This window comes from Hydrogenivirga sp. 128-5-R1-1, from assembly GCF_000171895.1.
Window position 1 is genome coordinate 26,478 of the sequence record NZ_ABHJ01000011.1, and the last position, 14,156, is coordinate 40,633.

Here is a 14,156-nt window from a genome sequence, read left to right on the forward strand (position 1 = left end):
GAAAATAGAAGGGAAAAGTGCCCTCTATAATGAGACATAGATGAAGAGCTCTATTAAGGACAGGATAGGTAAGTGTTTCCTCTTTTACGTGGGTTTTGGCTCTGTCCTGTGGGTAGCGGACGGTATCTACAACGTGGTTAAGAAGGAAGGGGAGCTTGATATTACCTTCTGGAAGCCCGGATATAAAGCTGTGTATTTGAAGGACCCTGAGAGGATAGAGAGGGTGTGGGAGCTGATTGACCGATACAGGGAATTGAAGAAGGTGGCGTGGTTTGGGACCTTCACGTATGCCCACAAGCCCGGAGATGAGTGCGTGGTTGAGCTGTGGGACAGGAAGGAAGACGTTAGGGCAAGCGTGTGCAGGAGTGCGACAAAGGGGTGGTATCTGCGATACGAGAGGGAAGGGCACAGAAGCGTCCCCGCTTATTACAGGCTCTCGGAGAGAGAGGCTGTGGAGCTTATGGAGAAGATAAAGAAGGCGGTGAAGTAAGTAAGTAAGTATGCTTACTAACTACCTGCTTGACAGTTATTAGCAAGTTCTTGGAAGACTACGGATGCATCGTGGTTATGGACTTTCCCTATCTTGTAGTTATGACAAAAAGGGAAAGGCGTGGATATGAGATTGAGTTCAATTTCCCTACTTAATAGTTCCAAGCAAAGCCACCTTCAGAGTTTCATGCGATTGTGGAGTGGTTCTCCTATCTGAATAGTTATTATCAACCCCCAGAAAAAGCAGGAGCGGATTGCCTGGTCAATTCTTGTTTCCCTACTATATAGTTTTGCCTTCATGCTCTCCCTCGTGTTTTCTGGTTCCTCTTCAACATTTGCCTGTTCTCCTACTACATAGTTAATTGAGAACGAAGGCGTCTTTTCTTCGGTCATAGTCAGCGTGTTCCCCTACCATATAGCTATCATTCCGGACTGTAAAATAATAATATGATGATAAGCGGGGGAATACTGTTTCCCTACTATATAGCTATCTTCCAAACAGGCTCGTGAGATATGTTGTCGTGCAGGAGTATATAGGTTTCCCTACTATATAGCTATATTAAAAACCCGACCCTGACTTCCTCCTGTGGGTGGACAGAAAGGGTTTCCCTACTACATAGTTATTTGTTATTTTCCAAGCTTCCCGCTACTTGGAAGCGGCAAAAGGACATTAAGAGCGTAGCGCTCAAATACCTGTTCTCCCAATACATGGCTATATTCAAAAACTCGTCTGTGCCTAACACATAGCTATTTTTAGAACGAACTTGCATATCCCCGACCTTCCCGAGAGGTATGAGCAATTCCTTCAGTTTTCCTAACACGTAGCTATCTTTACAGCAAAGGAGCTCCACGATGTCCTTCAGACGGAAGCTCAGGGTTTTCCTACCATGTAGCTATTCTTAGCGATAAGGTTGCCCCATACGACCTCCCGTTCCCCTACCATGTAGTTATTCCCAAAGCTTGGTAGCTCATCTGTAGATGGTCTTTTCGGAGACGTTCTTCCCCTAATACATAGTTACACCGGAAACAACGAAGACCGCAAGCAAAGTTGTGGGGTGAAAACACTTCCCCTAATACATAGTTCCTATTCCCCTGCCAAGGAGCCGGGCAGGCTCTCCAAGCCTGCTATCTATCTTCTATTATACGCCCTCTCCCCGGAGCTCAATTCCTTTCCGTTTTTTGGGAATAATTATTCCCAACTTTCTCCAGCCAACACAATAGGAAAGCTCCCGTAATCAGGTAGCCTATGGCCACAAAAGCCAGAAGCTCAATCACGCCCATCTTCTCTCTCCCTGTTCTTCCTGAACCTCTCCGAAAAAGCCTTCCCCGAGAGAATGTCCTCAGCGGGAGGGGTAACCTTTAAAAGCCACTCAAGGAGAGCTTCCCTCTTCTCGGGGTCTCTGGGAAAGCTCCTCTTTCTCCTTACGGGAAGACCGAGCCTCAGCATCTCCAGCTTCGCCTCGTGTCTTTTCCTCTGTATGTCTTTAAGGCTGAGGACGATTTCTTTTCCCGGCATCTCTTCCTCTCCTTCCTCTTAATATATCCTCAAGCTTTGCAATCACCTTCTCCTCTTCAGCCCTCTCCTTGAGGTAGTCAAGGTCTATCTCTCCCTTGTATTTTTCCAGAAGGTATTTAGCCCAGAGGCAGTCGTCCTCGCTCTTCCAGAACACGCAGGCTTTCAGCCTGTCAATTATCAGGTCTTCTATCCCTATGACGTAGGCTCTTGCTCCGAGCTCGGGGACCTTAACCTCCCTGACCTTTTCGTAGCTCCCGTCAAGCCTGTCATCGGGCACTTCAACGAACAGTCCGAGCTCGTCCGAGATAAAGAACCTGCCCTTCTCCCTGAAGTATCCCGAAGAGAGGAGGACTTCTTTGACGAACTCCCTCGGTCCCACGAGGTCTATGTCTCCCGACCTGTAGTATCCGAGCGTATATATCTCAACCGCACTCCCCCCTACCACTACGGGAGGTCTTATTCTTCTCTTCTCAGCCTCCTCCGTGAGCCACGCTCCCAGGAGGATTAGCTTCTCTACCTCGTCCGTCGTCTGCCTTATCCTCTCAGCGTAGTCCATACCTCTATATAATAAGCCTTCACTTGAAAGTATGTTATGAACTGCATAACATATTCCTATGCCGGTGGTAAGGGTTACGGTTTCGCTGGACAAGAGCTTGGCGGAAGAGCTGAAGAGGCTCGCAAATAAAGAAGGGGTAAGCTTCTCAAAGCTCGTAGCCAAATCCCTTGAGGAGTTCCTGATTGAGAGGAAGAAGAAAGAAGCAGGAAGGAAGCTCCTTGAGGTGAAGCTATCCGAAGAAGAGAGCAGGCTCGCCATGGAAGAGCTCTCCCGGATGAGGAGGGAAGAGTGGAGAGGGTAGGTCTTGACACGGGCTTCTTTATAAAGGTCTTTGAGGGAGAGGAAGAAGCTGTCCGTGTGTGGAGCTCGGTAGTGGAGGGGGAGCTGAAAGCCGTAACCTCTTCCCTCGTCCTCTTTGAACTCAAGAGGCTTTTTCACAGGCTCGGTAAGATTGAGAGGTGGGACGAGGTAAGTGAGGCGATACTTCTCAACTGCGAGGTCGTCCCTGTGGACGTGGATGTAGCTCAGGAGGGGGCTTCCGTCAGTCACGGGACAGGTCTTCCTGCGATAGATGCTCTCATATACGTGAGTGTGAAGCCTGCGGACAGGTTTTACACTACCGACAAGAGTTTTGAGGTTGTTAAGAAAAAAAAGCCGAAGGTGGTTATTCTTTGAGCACCTCTTACCTCTCCAAGCCCCTTACCTTCCTCATATAGGGCGGGAGGGAAACCTCTTCTCTGAGCTTCGGCTCTCCGGGACTGACTTCAAGGAGGCGGTTTACGAGGAGCTTCATGTGTTCGGGGAGTTCTCCGTGTCTGGGGATTATGGCTTTTCCCGTGAACTTGAGGGAGCTGTCAAGCCACATGAGTGAGCTTTCCTCAAAAGCCATGTAAGGTCTGTGTGGCTGTCCTTCTCTTGAGTTGTCTGCCACGAGGAGCCTGTCAAGGAGTCCGATACCTGCTGTATATCTTGTCCGGGGGGACTGGGTGTCCTCCGAGAACGACCCTCTTGGCGACCCTACCTGCGTTTATCCTGGGGTCTTGGGTCGTTACATATACCATGTTCACTTCGTATCCTCTCTCAAGAGCTTTCTCAAGGAAGAGGAGCTTTTCTCTGTATTCTTTTTCCTTCCTCGCTATCTCGTGCTCGGTTCTTTTGCACCATTCAATAAGCCTGTCAGTAGTGAGCTTGATGTTCTTTCCCCTGTGCATAGGATTAAGATATGGGAGAAGGAAATGGGAGCAAGTGTCAGAGGCAATGGAGAAGGAAAACTATCAGCTTCTGAAGGATATCTCAGAAGAAACAGGAATACCTATGGTCAGACTTTTGCGTACCCTCGTTCGCTACGCAAGCTACAAATACTCCCAGGACAAGAAGTTCCTGGTTGAGCTCCTTGAGGCACAAAACAACAAGAAAGACGAGGAGGAGCTATAAACTTTCAGCCCCGACTTTATAAAGAATGTATAAAATTTATATACAAAGACAATATATAACATATACAAAAAGTATAAAAAAGCTATAAAGAGAAAGGTGAGTAATGGAGACCTGGGTCATAAGTGTGCTGACTTGAGGCACCCTCGCTTGCCTAAATACCTTATATGTAATATATAAATTTCCTATAAAAAACTTATACATTTTGATGAAACTATTTATAATATTTTTATAGCGAAAGAGAACGAGAAAAGGAGGTGTTAAAGATGGGCAAGACAAAGAAGGTTGCAGTCCCTATTCCAAGAGAGGAATATGAGGCACTAAAGCGTCTATCTACCGAGATGGGTTTGTCCCTAACGAAAGTGCTCGTAGCGTCTATCCGCCTCATCAAACAGAAGTTTGAGGAAGACCCGGAACAGACAGGCTTTGAACTTTTCAAGGCTTTATCTGGGAAGGCAGGGATGAGAAACAAAGTGGGGAAGGAGATTGAGGAGACGATAGCTGAGGAGAAAAGCACCACCGAAAAGAAAGAGCTAACAGAAGCAGAAGAGGCAACACAGGTAGCAAAGGCAATCAGCGAAAGAGCAACAAAAGATGAAACACAGGAAAGAACGAGCATGGTAGAGATGGAGCGAGAGCGAGGAGGGCAAGTGGGAAAAGAAGGCGGGGAAAAACCTAACCCCGATGAAATCTACGAGATGTTTCTAAAAAGGCTCAGGGGAGGGACATAGGCTTTACCCATTCTGTCTCCTTGTCAGCCCCGATAATGGCTTTCAGTTCCCCCAGAGGGGCCTTCTGTCTTTCAACTGCCTCTTTATAATGAGCGGTGAAAAACCTTTATAGGAGGTTGAACCATGGGCAAAATAAAGAAGATACAATTTATGACGGTTGAAGAACTCGCCCTCGCACTTCGTGTGCCTAAAAGCACCATCTATAAATGGGTATATGAACGAAGAATTCCCTACGTAAAGATAGGAAAACGGCTTCTGTTTGAATACACAAAAATTATGGAATGGATTGAAAAACATACAGTATCTTAAAACATTATATTTCTAAAGTGCTTTGTCTAAAAAGCCCTACCCATTAGAATAAAGACCCATGAGCAGGGACTGGAGCAAATACAACGGAGAGCTTGTAAAGAGGGGTGAAATACTCATAGACTCCATGAGCTTTGGTCTAAAAGCTAAGAGTGAGAGGAATAGAAATACAGGTAGACCGCCGGTGTATTCAGACCACCTCATCTTGATGCTCCTCTTCATAAAGTTCGCCCTGAAACTCCCATACAGACAAACCCAGGGACTCGCTAAAAAGCTCTTCCAAAACTCAGGCTTGAAAATCCCTGACTTCAGGACTCTACACTACAGATTCAAAACCATGGAAATAAACATTAAAGACTTCCCAGACCCGGAAGACCTGCCAGATGACTTCGTAATAGTCCTTGACTCCACGGGCATAAAGGTTACCAACAGAGGGGAATGGCTCAGGAAGAAGCATGGCAAGAGGGCAAGGAAAGGATGGATAAAACTACACGTAGCCTTTGACCTCAAAAGGAAGAAGGTAGTGGAGATAGAGGTAACGGACGAGAGAGTCCATGACAGTCAGAAAGCTAAAAAGCTTGTAGAAGGTGCTAAGAGGGAGGCAAAGGACAAGGGCAAGAAAGTGAGCAAGGTTGTGGCTGATAGCGGATACGACACACATGAGTTTTTCAGGTATTTGCATGATGAGGGTATATGTGCGGGAGTGCTTGTGAGGAAGGGGGCGAAGGTAAGGGGAAATCCATTGAGGGATGAAGTGGTAAGGGCTATAAGGAGGGGGAAGAGGCGATGGAAGGAAAGAATAGAGTATGGCAAGAGGTGGCTTGTGGAGAATTTCTTCTCAGTATTCAAGCGATGGTTTGGGGAGTATGTAGTGAGTTTGAAGTTTGAGAATATGAAGAAGGAACTGGTGTTCAAGGTAGGGATAATGAATATGCTTATGATGGCAGGGGTGGTATGAACATGAGCCTGTCCGCATATGTGAAAGGGGAAGATGCAAAGAACAGGGAGTATCTAAAGCTATTTTTGGACAGAGCATTTCTAAAGTTTTGCATCTCTTGACAAGAAGGCACTCAAGTCTGTAAAAAAAAAGAACCTCCCCGAGGAACCCCCAGAGAGGTGAGAGGAATGAACGAAGCTAAATACAACGCCCTCCTGAATATTTTCTCACATTCCCTATACATACTGTCCTCCTCACCTACCTACTCTGCCTCAACTCTATCAAGATTCCTGAGTTCCCCTGACTTTAACCCAATGCCTCAAATCCAATCCCTCATATACCAGCTCCTCGCTAAACTCAGCTCCTCCCATAAAGCCTTCCTCATCGCCGATACCACACTCCTGAGAAAAACAGGCTCCAAGATTGAAGGTGTCAATAAGCTCTACGACCCTTCCTCAAAAAGAATCGTCTTAGCCCACAGGGCACTGGTCATAATCCTGTCGGTAGGCAATTTAAGAGTGCCTCTCCATGTTGAGCTACTCCGCGACGTCAAGCCTGTGGATGCCCTGATAGAAGCTCTGAAAAGGCTCCTGCACTCTCTGAAGAGACTATTTCCCAATCTCCTTTTCCTCTGCGATGCAGGTCTTACCTGTAACAGGCTCCTTGAATTCCTCCTGTCCGAAGAAGTTGATTTCGTATGTGCCATAAGTCAGGGTAGAGTGGATCGGGAAAGCAAGGAGAAGCTCAGAGACCTGTGGTTTCCGAGACCTGAGAGAGTGAAGCTCAAGGGATTAAGTAAGCCTCTTTATGCACACAGAGTTGGTGAGGGAGACGACAAGGAGAAGGTGGTTGTAAGCAACAAGGCACTTAGCAAGAAACGATTTGGAGACCTTTACAAGCACAGGTGGCAGGTAGAGAGCGAGATAAAGGTTCTCAAGGTTCACGGACTTGAAAGCTACATGGTGAGGAAACTCAGGGCTATAAGGCTCTGGATAATGGCGGTGTGGCATGTTGTGCTTTTGAAGCTTAGGTCTAAGCTTAATGAGATAGGTTTCCGGAAGTATATGTTGTCTCTTGCGTTTCCTCCCATTGTGGTTGAGCTTGTTGAAGTGGTTGAGTTTATTCAAGAGGTTCTGCGACGATGCTTGAAGTTTTTTCCTTTTCCTGACGATAGGCTATTTCTACTTATGTTCCAAAATTTGACAGGAGGTCACTCATGTTGTGAAAAAGTTTGGTTCTAACAGATTTCTAACGAACTTCTTAAAAATAACACTAAATTATGATAAACACCATAAAGCATGAGATTAACTTCTAAGCCTTGAGTTATAAGCATTATTTGGCATTTTTAATCGTTCTTTTCCTTGTGTGTCAAGCACTTGATAGAGTTTCTAATCCCCAGGTCGCAGGTTCGAGTCCTGCCGGGCCCGTGTTCAACCTGTATCCTTCACCACGCTTTTGAGCTTCTCTATAAGAAGTTCTAAGTCCTCTTCAGAATACCTTAGGCTAACAGTCAGCCTAAGTCTTGCACTTCCCCTGGGGACGGTGGGATACCTTATCGCCTGGAGGAATATACCCTCCTCAAGCAGCTTTCTGGAAATATTAAGGGCTTTCGCTTCCTCACCGACTATCAGGGGTATTATAGGCGTGCCGTGGAAGTGGACTTTGAAGGGTAGTGCCTTTAATTCTCTATAAATACGCTCGGAGAGCGTCCTTAACCTTGTAACCATGTCTGGATTCTTTTCAATCAGCTCAAGACTCTTCAGGGCGCCTGCACAGAGGGAGGGAGGCAGGGAGGTTGTGAATATAAGACTTCTTGCCCTGTTGACTAAGAGCTCGGTGAGTTCAGCACTTGCGCATACGAAGGCTCCGTAACTCCCGAGAGCCTTTGAGAGAGTTCCCATAACTACCACGTGCTCCTTCCACGGGAGTCCGAACTCCCTGAGGCTGCCCCTACCCTCGCCTATGGTTCCAGTTGCGTGGGCGTCATCTATGTAGAGGATACACTCGTAGTTCTCAGATAATTCGTAGAGGGCTTTGAGGTCTGCCAAGTCCCCGTCCATGCTGAAGACGCTGTCGGTCACTATGAGCGCTCTCCTGTACTTTCCCCTCTCTGCCTTCAGTATCCTTTCAAGGTCTTCGTAATCCCTATGTCTGAATATCCTTCTATCAGCCTTGGAGAAACGGCATCCGTCTATGAGGGAGGCGTGGTTCAGCTCGTCACTTACTATTAGATCACCCTCGCCTGAGAGCACGGGTATGGCACCAACGTTAGCCAGATATCCTGAGCCGAAGAGAACGCAGGCGGGCGTACCCTTGAATCTGGCTAATTCCTCTTCAAGCCTTCTGTGAACTTCCGTATAGCCCGACACCAGTTGAGATGCACCTGAACCAAGACCGTACCTCTTCAGGGCTTCAACAGCTGAACCCACCACCTCCGGGTGGTCTCTCAGCCCAAGGTAGTCGTTTGAACAGAAGTCTTTCAGGTTCTCAATCTGCCTTCTTTCTCTGAATAGACTCTCTTCCCTCAGTCTGTTGAGCTCTCTTAAGACCCAATCCATATGTGATTGAATTTATACTTACAGCCCTTTAAGAGGTTAAATTATTAAACCATGCTGGGCAGGAACTACAAGGGTGTATTCAGCAAGATGGGAGAGGGTCTTTTAGAAAAGTACGCCGAAGACCTCAGGAAGGAGCTTGAGAGCAAGCCAGACGATCCGGAACTCTTGTTCAAACTGGGCATAGCCTACACCCGTATGGGTAAGGTGGATAGTGCCCGGGAGGTTTACAAGAGGTTGAAAGACATAGACCAGGAAAAAGCCAAGGAACTCCTTGACGCTATATACGATGTTTAAAGTGTTATAATAAAAAATTGCACATTTTATTTTTGATAAGGAGGTCTGCGTAATGCCCCTTTCCAAAGAGAAGAAGTGGGAGTTGATAAAGGGACACCAGAGACATGAGCAGGACACCGGCTCTCCTGAAGTCCAGATAGCTATACTTACGGAGAGGATAAACAAGCTGACCGAACATATGAAGAAGCACAAGAAGGACGTCCACTCAAGGAGAGGACTCATAGCCATGGTCAACAAGAGGAGAAAACTCCTTGAGTATCTGAGGGACACAGACTACCAGAGGTATGTAGAGATATCAAAGAAGATGGGGCTTCAGGTAAAGTGATATGGAGGAAAGTGCAAGGATAGGCAACAGCAAAGAACCGATAGTTATAGAGGTTGGTAGATACGCTAAGCAGGCTGACGGGGCTGTAGTTGTAAGGCAGGGAGGAACCGCCGTTCTCGTTACGGCGGTGATGTCAGATGAACCAAATACGGAGATAGACTTCACGCCCCTCACCGTTGATTACAGAGAGAGACCCTCAGCCTACGGGAGGATACCAGGGGGCTTTGTTAAAAGAGAAGGAAAACCTTCCGAGAGGGAAGTTCTCGCCTCAAGGGTTATAGATAGACCCCTCAGACCTCTATTCCCCGAAGGCTTCTTCCACGACGTCGTGGTTACAGCCCTGACCCTGTCCGCTGACGATAACTACGACCCAGATGTGCTCGCCATAACCGGTGCATCCGCAGCCCTTCACATCTCAAGGATACCCTTTGAGGGACCCATAGCGGGAGTTAGGGTCTGCAAGGTTGGCGGTGAGTTTGTAGCCAACCCGACCTACGAGGAGAGGAAGGATGCAGACCTTGAGATAGTTATGGCGGGAACCAAGGACGCAATAGTTATGGTGGAGGGTGGAGCTAAGGAGGTTCCCGAAGAGGTCATAACGGAGGCTCTCTTCTTTGGACACGAAGCCATACAGGAGGCTATAGCGCTTCAGGAGAAGCTCCGTGAGAGCATAGGAGTGCAGAAGGTTGAGTTTGAAGGTATAAACCTTGACGAAGAGCTTGTCAGGGCTCTTGAGGAAGAATGTTCCGAGAGGATAGTTTCAGCCTTTGCCATTCAGGACAAGAAGGAAAGGAATAAGACTCTTTCCCATATACTTGAGGAGTTCATAGAGAAGCACGGGGTTCCCGAGGAACTCCACTTCAACGTTAAGTACTTCTTTAAGAAGCTTGAAAGCAAACTCATGAGGGAGAAGATACTTGCGGAAGGTGTCAGGATAGACGGGAGGAAACCTGAGGAGATAAGACCCATAAGCATAGAGATCCATCCCTTTGAGAGACCGCACGGATGTGCGGTGTTTACCAGAGGACAGACTCAGGCTTACGTCACCGTCACCCTCGGTGCTCCCGATGAAGCCCAGTTGATAGAGACCATAGCCGAGGGCGAGGTTTTCAAGAGGTTCATGCTCCACTACAACTTCCCACCATTCTCGGGCGGGGAGGCACGCTCCTGGGGTCCTCCGAGGAGAAGGGAGATAGGACACGGTGCCCTGGCCGAGAGAGCCCTTGAGCCTGTTATCCCTGAGGAAGATGACTTCCCCTACATAATAAGGGTTGTCTCCGACATACTTGAGTCCAACGGCTCAACCTCAATGGCTACCGTATGTGGGGGTTCACTTGCCCTCTTTGACGCCGGTGTCCCTATTAAGGGAGGCAAACACGTCTCCGGTATAGCCATGGGGCTAATAAAGGAAGGGGACAGATACGTCATACTCTCGGACATCCTCGGCGACGAAGACCACTTGGGAGACATGGACTTCAAGGTGGCGGGAACCAGAGAGGGCGTTACCTCAATACAGATGGATATAAAGATAAAGGGTATAACCAAGGAGATAATGACAGAGGCGCTCAAGCAGGCTAAGGAAGGCAGGCTTTACATTCTGGAGAAGATGTACGAAGCCATACCAGAGCCCAAGAAGGAGCTCTCCCCCTATGCACCGAGGATAGTCATATACAAAGTCCCCGAAGAAAAGGCTGCCCTCGTGATAGGTCCTGGTGGTTCAAACGTTAAGAAGATATACGAGGAGACAGAGGTAAAGATATGGGTTGGGGAGGAAGGAAAGGTCTTCCTCACCGGTTATTCGGACGAGGCTATACAGAAAGCCATAGAGATGATAGAGAACCTTGTCAAGGACGTGGAGGTGGGGCAGGTTTACGAGGGCAAGGTGACGAGGGTAGAGCCTTACGGGGTGTTTGTGGAGATACTTCCCGGCAAAGTAGGTCTCCTGCACGTGTCCAAGATGGCTCAGCCCATAAAGCATGCCGGTGATAAGTACAGCGTTGGAGACACCGTGAAGGTCAAGGTTCTTGAAGTGGACGACATGGGGAGACCCAAGTTCACCACAATGGGACTGGACGGGAGCTCTTCTCCCCCAGAAAAGAAGATAGAGGTCGGTGAGGTTTACGAGGGTAAGGTGACAAGGGTGGAGCCCTACGGGGTGTTTGTGGAGATACTTCCCGGCAAAGTAGGTCTCCTGCACGTGGACAACATGAAGGAGAGGACGAGGGACGCGAGGGAAGTTTTTGAGGTAGGTGATAAGGTGAAGGTCAAGGTCTTTGAGCTGGACGAGAGGGGAAGACCCAAGCTCACGGACAAGATAGAGTGACATGGTAAAGGTCAGGGTCAAGAGGCTTCCTCACGGGGAGGGTATAGAGCTACCCTCCTACGCTACCGAACACTCTGCGGGTTTTGACCTGCGGGCTGCCGTACCAAAGCGGATAGTTCTGAAACCCATGGACAGGGCTCTAATACCTACGGGCTTCATCTTTGAGATACCTGAGGGGTACGAAGGACAGGTTAGACCGAGGAGCGGTCTCGCTATAAAGAAGGGCATAACGGTGCTGAACTCTCCCGGGACGGTTGACTCCGATTACAGGGGTGAGGTGAAGGTCATACTCATAAACCTGGGGCACGAGGAGGTCGTTATAGAGAGGGGAGAGAGGATCGCTCAGATGGTCATAGCGCCGGTTAGCAGGGCACACTTGATTGAGGTAGAAGAGGTGAGCGCCACCGCCCGCGGGGACGGCGGCTTTGGAAGTACGGGGGTCAGGTGATCACTTCCTCTTCACGTAGTCCGTGAAGACATAGTCCTTGTTGGCAACGCTCTGATGGCAGGAGAAGCACTGCATATAGTCTCTGGCACTCTTCCCGAAGACCTTGTATTTGCCCGTCTTCTGGTCTTTAACAAACCTTGCAAAGCCCCAGCCTGCTGAATCCTTGAACCTCTTTGAGTCCTTGAGCATGTACTCTATCCTCTGTATGGCGTCCGGTTCAACCGAGGCGGGGAAGGCTGGGTTCTTCTTGAGGCTGTAGCCTATCTTGACGAGTATGGCGCCGTCCGGGAACTTCTTGGCACCCTTAAGGTAGGCTTCCACTGCCTTGTCGTTCCCTATTATGTATCTGAGCTCGTTCTTGTCCGTCCTGTAGTGGGTGGCAACGACGTGCCAGTTCTCGTATCCCTTAATGAGTCCGAACTTCAGACCGGTTGGAGCTTCCAGCTCCCAGTCGCCGGCAAACACCACGGCTCCCACGCCTAAAGAAAACAGAAGCTTTTTCATAGAACACACCTCCCTTAAAGGCTTTCCAAAAATATCCCCCAGAAACTTGAACTTTTCTTGAACTTTCCTTGAAAGAGGCTCAAAATTTCTCCTAATGAAGGGAAAGATATTGATAGTAGAAGACGACCCGCTTATAGCTGATATGCTGAAGAGGTATCTGGAAAAGGAAGGCTTCAAAACCTACTGGGACTCCACTGGTGCTGAGGCTGTTAAGAGTTTTGAGACCCTCAAGCCCGACGTGGTGATACTTGACCTTATGCTCCCGGATACGGACGGCTTTGAACTCTGTAAGCTCTTCTCTTCCACCGACAGTATGCTCCTGATACTCACCGCGAGAGATGCGGACGAGGACAAGATAGTCGGTCTGGAGCTGGGAGCGGACGACTACATAACCAAACCCTTCAACATGAGGGAGCTCCTTGCGAGAGTTAAAGCTCTTCTCAGGAGGAGGAAGAAGCTTTCCTTGTCTGGAGAGACCCTTCGGGTGGGGGAGCTGGAAATCCATACGGGGGAGATGAAGGTTCTCCTTAAGGGCAGGCTCGTTGACCTAACTCCGAAGGAGTTCCTCATACTCAAGAAACTCCTCTCAAAGAGAGGCAAGGTTGTATCTCGCGAGGAGATAGTTTCCGAGATATACAGCGGTGACATTCCCTACTACGAGCGCATCGTTGATACATACATATACAGGATACGCACCAAGCTGATGGAGATAGAACGCTCCTATGCGGAGCGTATAAAGACCGTCAGGGGGTTCGGCTATCGGTTTGAATAGGGTCTCTTTCTTCTCCTTGGTGTTTGTGCTCCTCTTCCTTACCTACCTCATAGTGGCGAGCCTCATAGCCTTTTTCACTGTGAAGATAGTCGGCATTCCCATAGGTAAGAAGATGTTTCTAAAGATAGTTGCCTCCATACTTGTGTTCGTCCCTGTCTACGTGTTCATCGCCTACCTCATATCCAAGTTCGTGAGCAGGGACCTGCTCCGTCTTGAGGAGAGCGTTAAAAAACTTCCCTTCACTGGCGAGGTGCCGGAGAGCGGGATAAGGGAAGTCCATAGACTTGGGGAAGTCTTGAGCCTCCAGTCCGAGAGGATACGCTCCATGGTTGAGACTCAGCGCCTAATGCTCTACCGTATAGCCCACGACCTGCGGACACCCCTCACGAACCTCCGGAACGTTCTCACAGCCTTCAGGGACGGCGTTATAGGAGAGGAGGAGAGAGACCTGTATATAGAAAAGTTGCTAAGGGAAACGGACAAGATGGGAGTCCTTCTGGAGGAAGCCCTGTACAACATGAAGAAGGTCAGCAGGAAAACTGAGAGGAGCAGGGTGAACCTCTGCGCCTTCCTTGAAGAGCTTAAAGCTATCTGGAAGCTCAGGCTTATGGAGAGAGGAGTCAAGCTGCTGGTGAGCTGCGACGGTGAGGTTGGCGTGAGCGTCTCGCCGGTAGACCTTGAGGAGATTCTGAACAACGTTATAGAAAACAGCCTTAAGCACACCTCCTCCAGAAACATGGAGATCGGTGTGGTTAGGAAAGAGGATTGGGTTGAGCTCACGCTCAGGGATGACGGGAACGGCTTTGACTCTGCAAAGTTGATGGAGGCTTACAGGCAGGGCAGCCTCGGGCTTTACATAGTCAGAGAGCTGACATGGAGAAACGGGGGTGAGTTCAGGATAAATACCTCCGGTGAAGGGACTGAAGTTGTCCTGCGCTTTCCTACAGGCTAAATTTTATTTAGCTC

General features: G+C 48.6%; 21 protein-coding genes. 14 read left to right on the top strand and 7 right to left on the bottom strand.

What is annotated here, in order from left to right; genetic code table 11:
- Positions 1-40 precede the first annotated feature (40 nt).
- On the top strand, positions 41-490 hold the full coding sequence (locus HG1285_RS07855; RefSeq protein ID WP_008287810.1) for a hypothetical protein: 450 nt from the start codon (positions 41-43) through the stop codon (positions 488-490).
- A 176-nt stretch (positions 491-666) separates the two neighbouring features.
- On the opposite strand, the gene HG1285_RS07850 is transcribed toward HG1285_RS07855, so the two are convergent.
- From HG1285_RS07850 to HG1285_RS07835, 3 genes are all read right to left on the bottom strand, one after another.
- Positions 667-882 (bottom strand): hypothetical protein, encoded by a 216-nt coding sequence (locus HG1285_RS07850; protein ID WP_008287811.1) that lies wholly within the window; start codon positions 880-882, stop codon positions 667-669.
- 874 nt (positions 883-1,756) lie between these two features.
- Positions 1,757-2,005 (bottom strand): hypothetical protein, encoded by a 249-nt coding sequence (locus HG1285_RS07840; RefSeq protein WP_008287814.1) that lies wholly within the window; start codon positions 2,003-2,005, stop codon positions 1,757-1,759.
- Positions 1,974-2,561, bottom strand: coding sequence for a hypothetical protein (locus HG1285_RS07835; protein ID WP_008287815.1), 588 nt, complete (start codon positions 2,559-2,561; stop codon positions 1,974-1,976). The genes HG1285_RS07840 and HG1285_RS07835 overlap by 32 nt, the downstream gene beginning before the upstream one ends.
- A gap of 58 nt (positions 2,562-2,619) precedes the next feature.
- On the opposite strand from HG1285_RS07835, the gene HG1285_RS07830 reads away from it, so the two are divergent.
- Positions 2,620-2,862 carry a DUF6364 family protein gene (locus HG1285_RS07830; RefSeq protein WP_008287816.1) on the top strand — a complete coding sequence of 81 codons (243 nt, stop codon included), beginning with the start codon at positions 2,620-2,622 and terminating at the stop codon, positions 2,860-2,862.
- Complete coding sequence (locus HG1285_RS07825; protein ID WP_008287817.1) at positions 2,850-3,236, top strand: PIN domain-containing protein; 387 nt, start codon at positions 2,850-2,852, stop codon at positions 3,234-3,236. The genes HG1285_RS07830 and HG1285_RS07825 overlap by 13 nt, the downstream gene beginning before the upstream one ends.
- 7 nt (positions 3,237-3,243) lie before the next feature.
- Here HG1285_RS07825 and HG1285_RS07820 read toward each other — a convergent pair whose 3' ends face one another.
- Entirely contained in the window at positions 3,244-3,492 is a 249-nt protein-coding gene (locus HG1285_RS07820; RefSeq protein ID WP_032496735.1) for a hypothetical protein, read from the bottom strand.
- Positions 3,493-3,502: 10 nt separating this feature from the next.
- Positions 3,503-3,772, bottom strand: coding sequence for a hypothetical protein (locus HG1285_RS07815; protein ID WP_008287819.1), 270 nt, complete (start codon positions 3,770-3,772; stop codon positions 3,503-3,505).
- A 34-nt stretch (positions 3,773-3,806) separates the two neighbouring features.
- Between HG1285_RS07815 and HG1285_RS19085 the strand changes: the two genes are divergently transcribed.
- The 5 genes from HG1285_RS19085 (at position 3,807) to HG1285_RS07795 (ending at position 7,207) form a co-directional block, all read left to right on the top strand.
- Positions 3,807-3,995 (top strand): ribbon-helix-helix domain-containing protein, encoded by a 189-nt coding sequence (locus HG1285_RS19085; protein WP_157560620.1) that lies wholly within the window; start codon positions 3,807-3,809, stop codon positions 3,993-3,995.
- A 263-nt stretch (positions 3,996-4,258) separates the two neighbouring features.
- The gene (locus HG1285_RS07810; protein WP_008287821.1) at positions 4,259-4,723 is read left to right on the top strand and encodes a hypothetical protein; all 465 of its coding nucleotides are present in this window, start codon (positions 4,259-4,261) and stop codon (positions 4,721-4,723) included.
- Positions 4,724-4,846: 123 nt separating this feature from the next.
- Positions 4,847-5,032 carry a helix-turn-helix domain-containing protein gene (locus HG1285_RS07805; RefSeq protein WP_008287822.1) on the top strand — a complete coding sequence of 62 codons (186 nt, stop codon included), beginning with the start codon at positions 4,847-4,849 and terminating at the stop codon, positions 5,030-5,032.
- A gap of 58 nt (positions 5,033-5,090) precedes the next feature.
- A complete protein-coding gene (locus HG1285_RS07800; protein ID WP_008286027.1) occupies positions 5,091-5,987 on the top strand; it encodes an IS5-like element ISHysp1 family transposase in 897 nt (298 codons plus the stop codon).
- A 167-nt stretch (positions 5,988-6,154) separates the two neighbouring features.
- On the top strand, positions 6,155-7,207 hold the full coding sequence (locus HG1285_RS07795) for a transposase (protein ID WP_008287823.1): 1,053 nt from the start codon (positions 6,155-6,157) through the stop codon (positions 7,205-7,207).
- Positions 7,208-7,396: 189 nt separating this feature from the next.
- On the opposite strand, the gene bioF is transcribed toward HG1285_RS07795, so the two are convergent.
- Positions 7,397-8,524: an 8-amino-7-oxononanoate synthase gene (bioF, locus tag HG1285_RS07790; RefSeq protein WP_008287824.1), complete on the bottom strand. Its 1,128-nt coding sequence runs from the start codon at positions 8,522-8,524 to the stop codon at positions 7,397-7,399.
- A gap of 51 nt (positions 8,525-8,575) precedes the next feature.
- Between bioF and HG1285_RS07785 the strand changes: the two genes are divergently transcribed.
- From HG1285_RS07785 to dut, 4 genes are read left to right on the top strand one after another with little or no spacing between them, the layout of a single operon-like run.
- The gene (locus HG1285_RS07785; RefSeq protein WP_008287826.1) at positions 8,576-8,818 is read left to right on the top strand and encodes a hypothetical protein; all 243 of its coding nucleotides are present in this window, start codon (positions 8,576-8,578) and stop codon (positions 8,816-8,818) included.
- Between the two features lie 52 nt (positions 8,819-8,870).
- Complete coding sequence (gene rpsO, locus HG1285_RS07780; RefSeq protein ID WP_008287827.1) at positions 8,871-9,143, top strand: 30S ribosomal protein S15; 273 nt, start codon at positions 8,871-8,873, stop codon at positions 9,141-9,143.
- Position 9,144: 1 nt separating this feature from the next.
- On the top strand, positions 9,145-11,466 hold the full coding sequence (locus HG1285_RS07775) for a polyribonucleotide nucleotidyltransferase (RefSeq protein ID WP_008287828.1): 2,322 nt from the start codon (positions 9,145-9,147) through the stop codon (positions 11,464-11,466).
- 1 nt (position 11,467) lies between these two features.
- Entirely contained in the window at positions 11,468-11,914 is a 447-nt protein-coding gene (dut, locus tag HG1285_RS07770; RefSeq protein WP_008287829.1) for a dUTP diphosphatase, read from the top strand.
- On the opposite strand, the gene HG1285_RS07765 is transcribed toward dut, so the two are convergent.
- Entirely contained in the window at positions 11,915-12,418 is a 504-nt protein-coding gene (locus tag HG1285_RS07765; protein ID WP_008287830.1) for a cytochrome P460 family protein, read from the bottom strand.
- 94 nt (positions 12,419-12,512) lie between these two features.
- On the opposite strand from HG1285_RS07765, the gene HG1285_RS07760 reads away from it, so the two are divergent.
- Positions 12,513-13,190, top strand: coding sequence for a response regulator transcription factor (locus HG1285_RS07760; RefSeq protein WP_008287831.1), 678 nt, complete (start codon positions 12,513-12,515; stop codon positions 13,188-13,190).
- Complete coding sequence (locus tag HG1285_RS07755) at positions 13,183-14,142, top strand: HAMP domain-containing sensor histidine kinase (RefSeq protein WP_008287832.1); 960 nt, start codon at positions 13,183-13,185, stop codon at positions 14,140-14,142. Before HG1285_RS07760 ends, HG1285_RS07755 begins: the two co-directional genes overlap by 8 nt.
- Positions 14,143-14,156 lie beyond the last annotated feature (14 nt).

Excerpts from the sequence above, each read along its gene's own strand:
- HG1285_RS07855 (WP_008287810.1), top strand. The coding sequence starts at position 41 with ATGAAGAGCTCTATTAAGGACAGGATAGGTAAGTGTTTCCTCTTTTAC.
- HG1285_RS07850 (WP_008287811.1), bottom strand. The coding sequence starts at position 882 with ATGACCGAAGAAAAGACGCCTTCGTTCTCAATTAACTATGTAGTAGGA.
- HG1285_RS07840 (WP_008287814.1), bottom strand. The coding sequence starts at position 2,005 with ATGCCGGGAAAAGAAATCGTCCTCAGCCTTAAAGACATACAGAGGAAA.
- HG1285_RS07835 (WP_008287815.1), bottom strand. The coding sequence starts at position 2,561 with ATGGACTACGCTGAGAGGATAAGGCAGACGACGGACGAGGTAGAGAAG.
- HG1285_RS07830 (WP_008287816.1), top strand. The coding sequence starts at position 2,620 with ATGCCGGTGGTAAGGGTTACGGTTTCGCTGGACAAGAGCTTGGCGGAA.
- HG1285_RS07815 (WP_008287819.1), bottom strand. The coding sequence starts at position 3,772 with ATGCACAGGGGAAAGAACATCAAGCTCACTACTGACAGGCTTATTGAA.
- HG1285_RS07810 (WP_008287821.1), top strand. The coding sequence starts at position 4,259 with ATGGGCAAGACAAAGAAGGTTGCAGTCCCTATTCCAAGAGAGGAATAT.
- HG1285_RS07805 (WP_008287822.1), top strand. The coding sequence starts at position 4,847 with ATGGGCAAAATAAAGAAGATACAATTTATGACGGTTGAAGAACTCGCC.
- HG1285_RS07800 (WP_008286027.1), top strand. The coding sequence starts at position 5,091 with ATGAGCAGGGACTGGAGCAAATACAACGGAGAGCTTGTAAAGAGGGGT.
- HG1285_RS07795 (WP_008287823.1), top strand. The coding sequence starts at position 6,155 with ATGAACGAAGCTAAATACAACGCCCTCCTGAATATTTTCTCACATTCC.
- bioF (WP_008287824.1), bottom strand. The coding sequence starts at position 8,524 with ATGGATTGGGTCTTAAGAGAGCTCAACAGACTGAGGGAAGAGAGTCTA.
- HG1285_RS07785 (WP_008287826.1), top strand. The coding sequence starts at position 8,576 with ATGCTGGGCAGGAACTACAAGGGTGTATTCAGCAAGATGGGAGAGGGT.
- rpsO (WP_008287827.1), top strand. The coding sequence starts at position 8,871 with ATGCCCCTTTCCAAAGAGAAGAAGTGGGAGTTGATAAAGGGACACCAG.
- HG1285_RS07775 (WP_008287828.1), top strand. The coding sequence starts at position 9,145 with ATGGAGGAAAGTGCAAGGATAGGCAACAGCAAAGAACCGATAGTTATA.
- dut (WP_008287829.1), top strand. The coding sequence starts at position 11,468 with ATGGTAAAGGTCAGGGTCAAGAGGCTTCCTCACGGGGAGGGTATAGAG.
- HG1285_RS07765 (WP_008287830.1), bottom strand. The coding sequence starts at position 12,418 with ATGAAAAAGCTTCTGTTTTCTTTAGGCGTGGGAGCCGTGGTGTTTGCC.
- HG1285_RS07760 (WP_008287831.1), top strand. The coding sequence starts at position 12,513 with ATGAAGGGAAAGATATTGATAGTAGAAGACGACCCGCTTATAGCTGAT.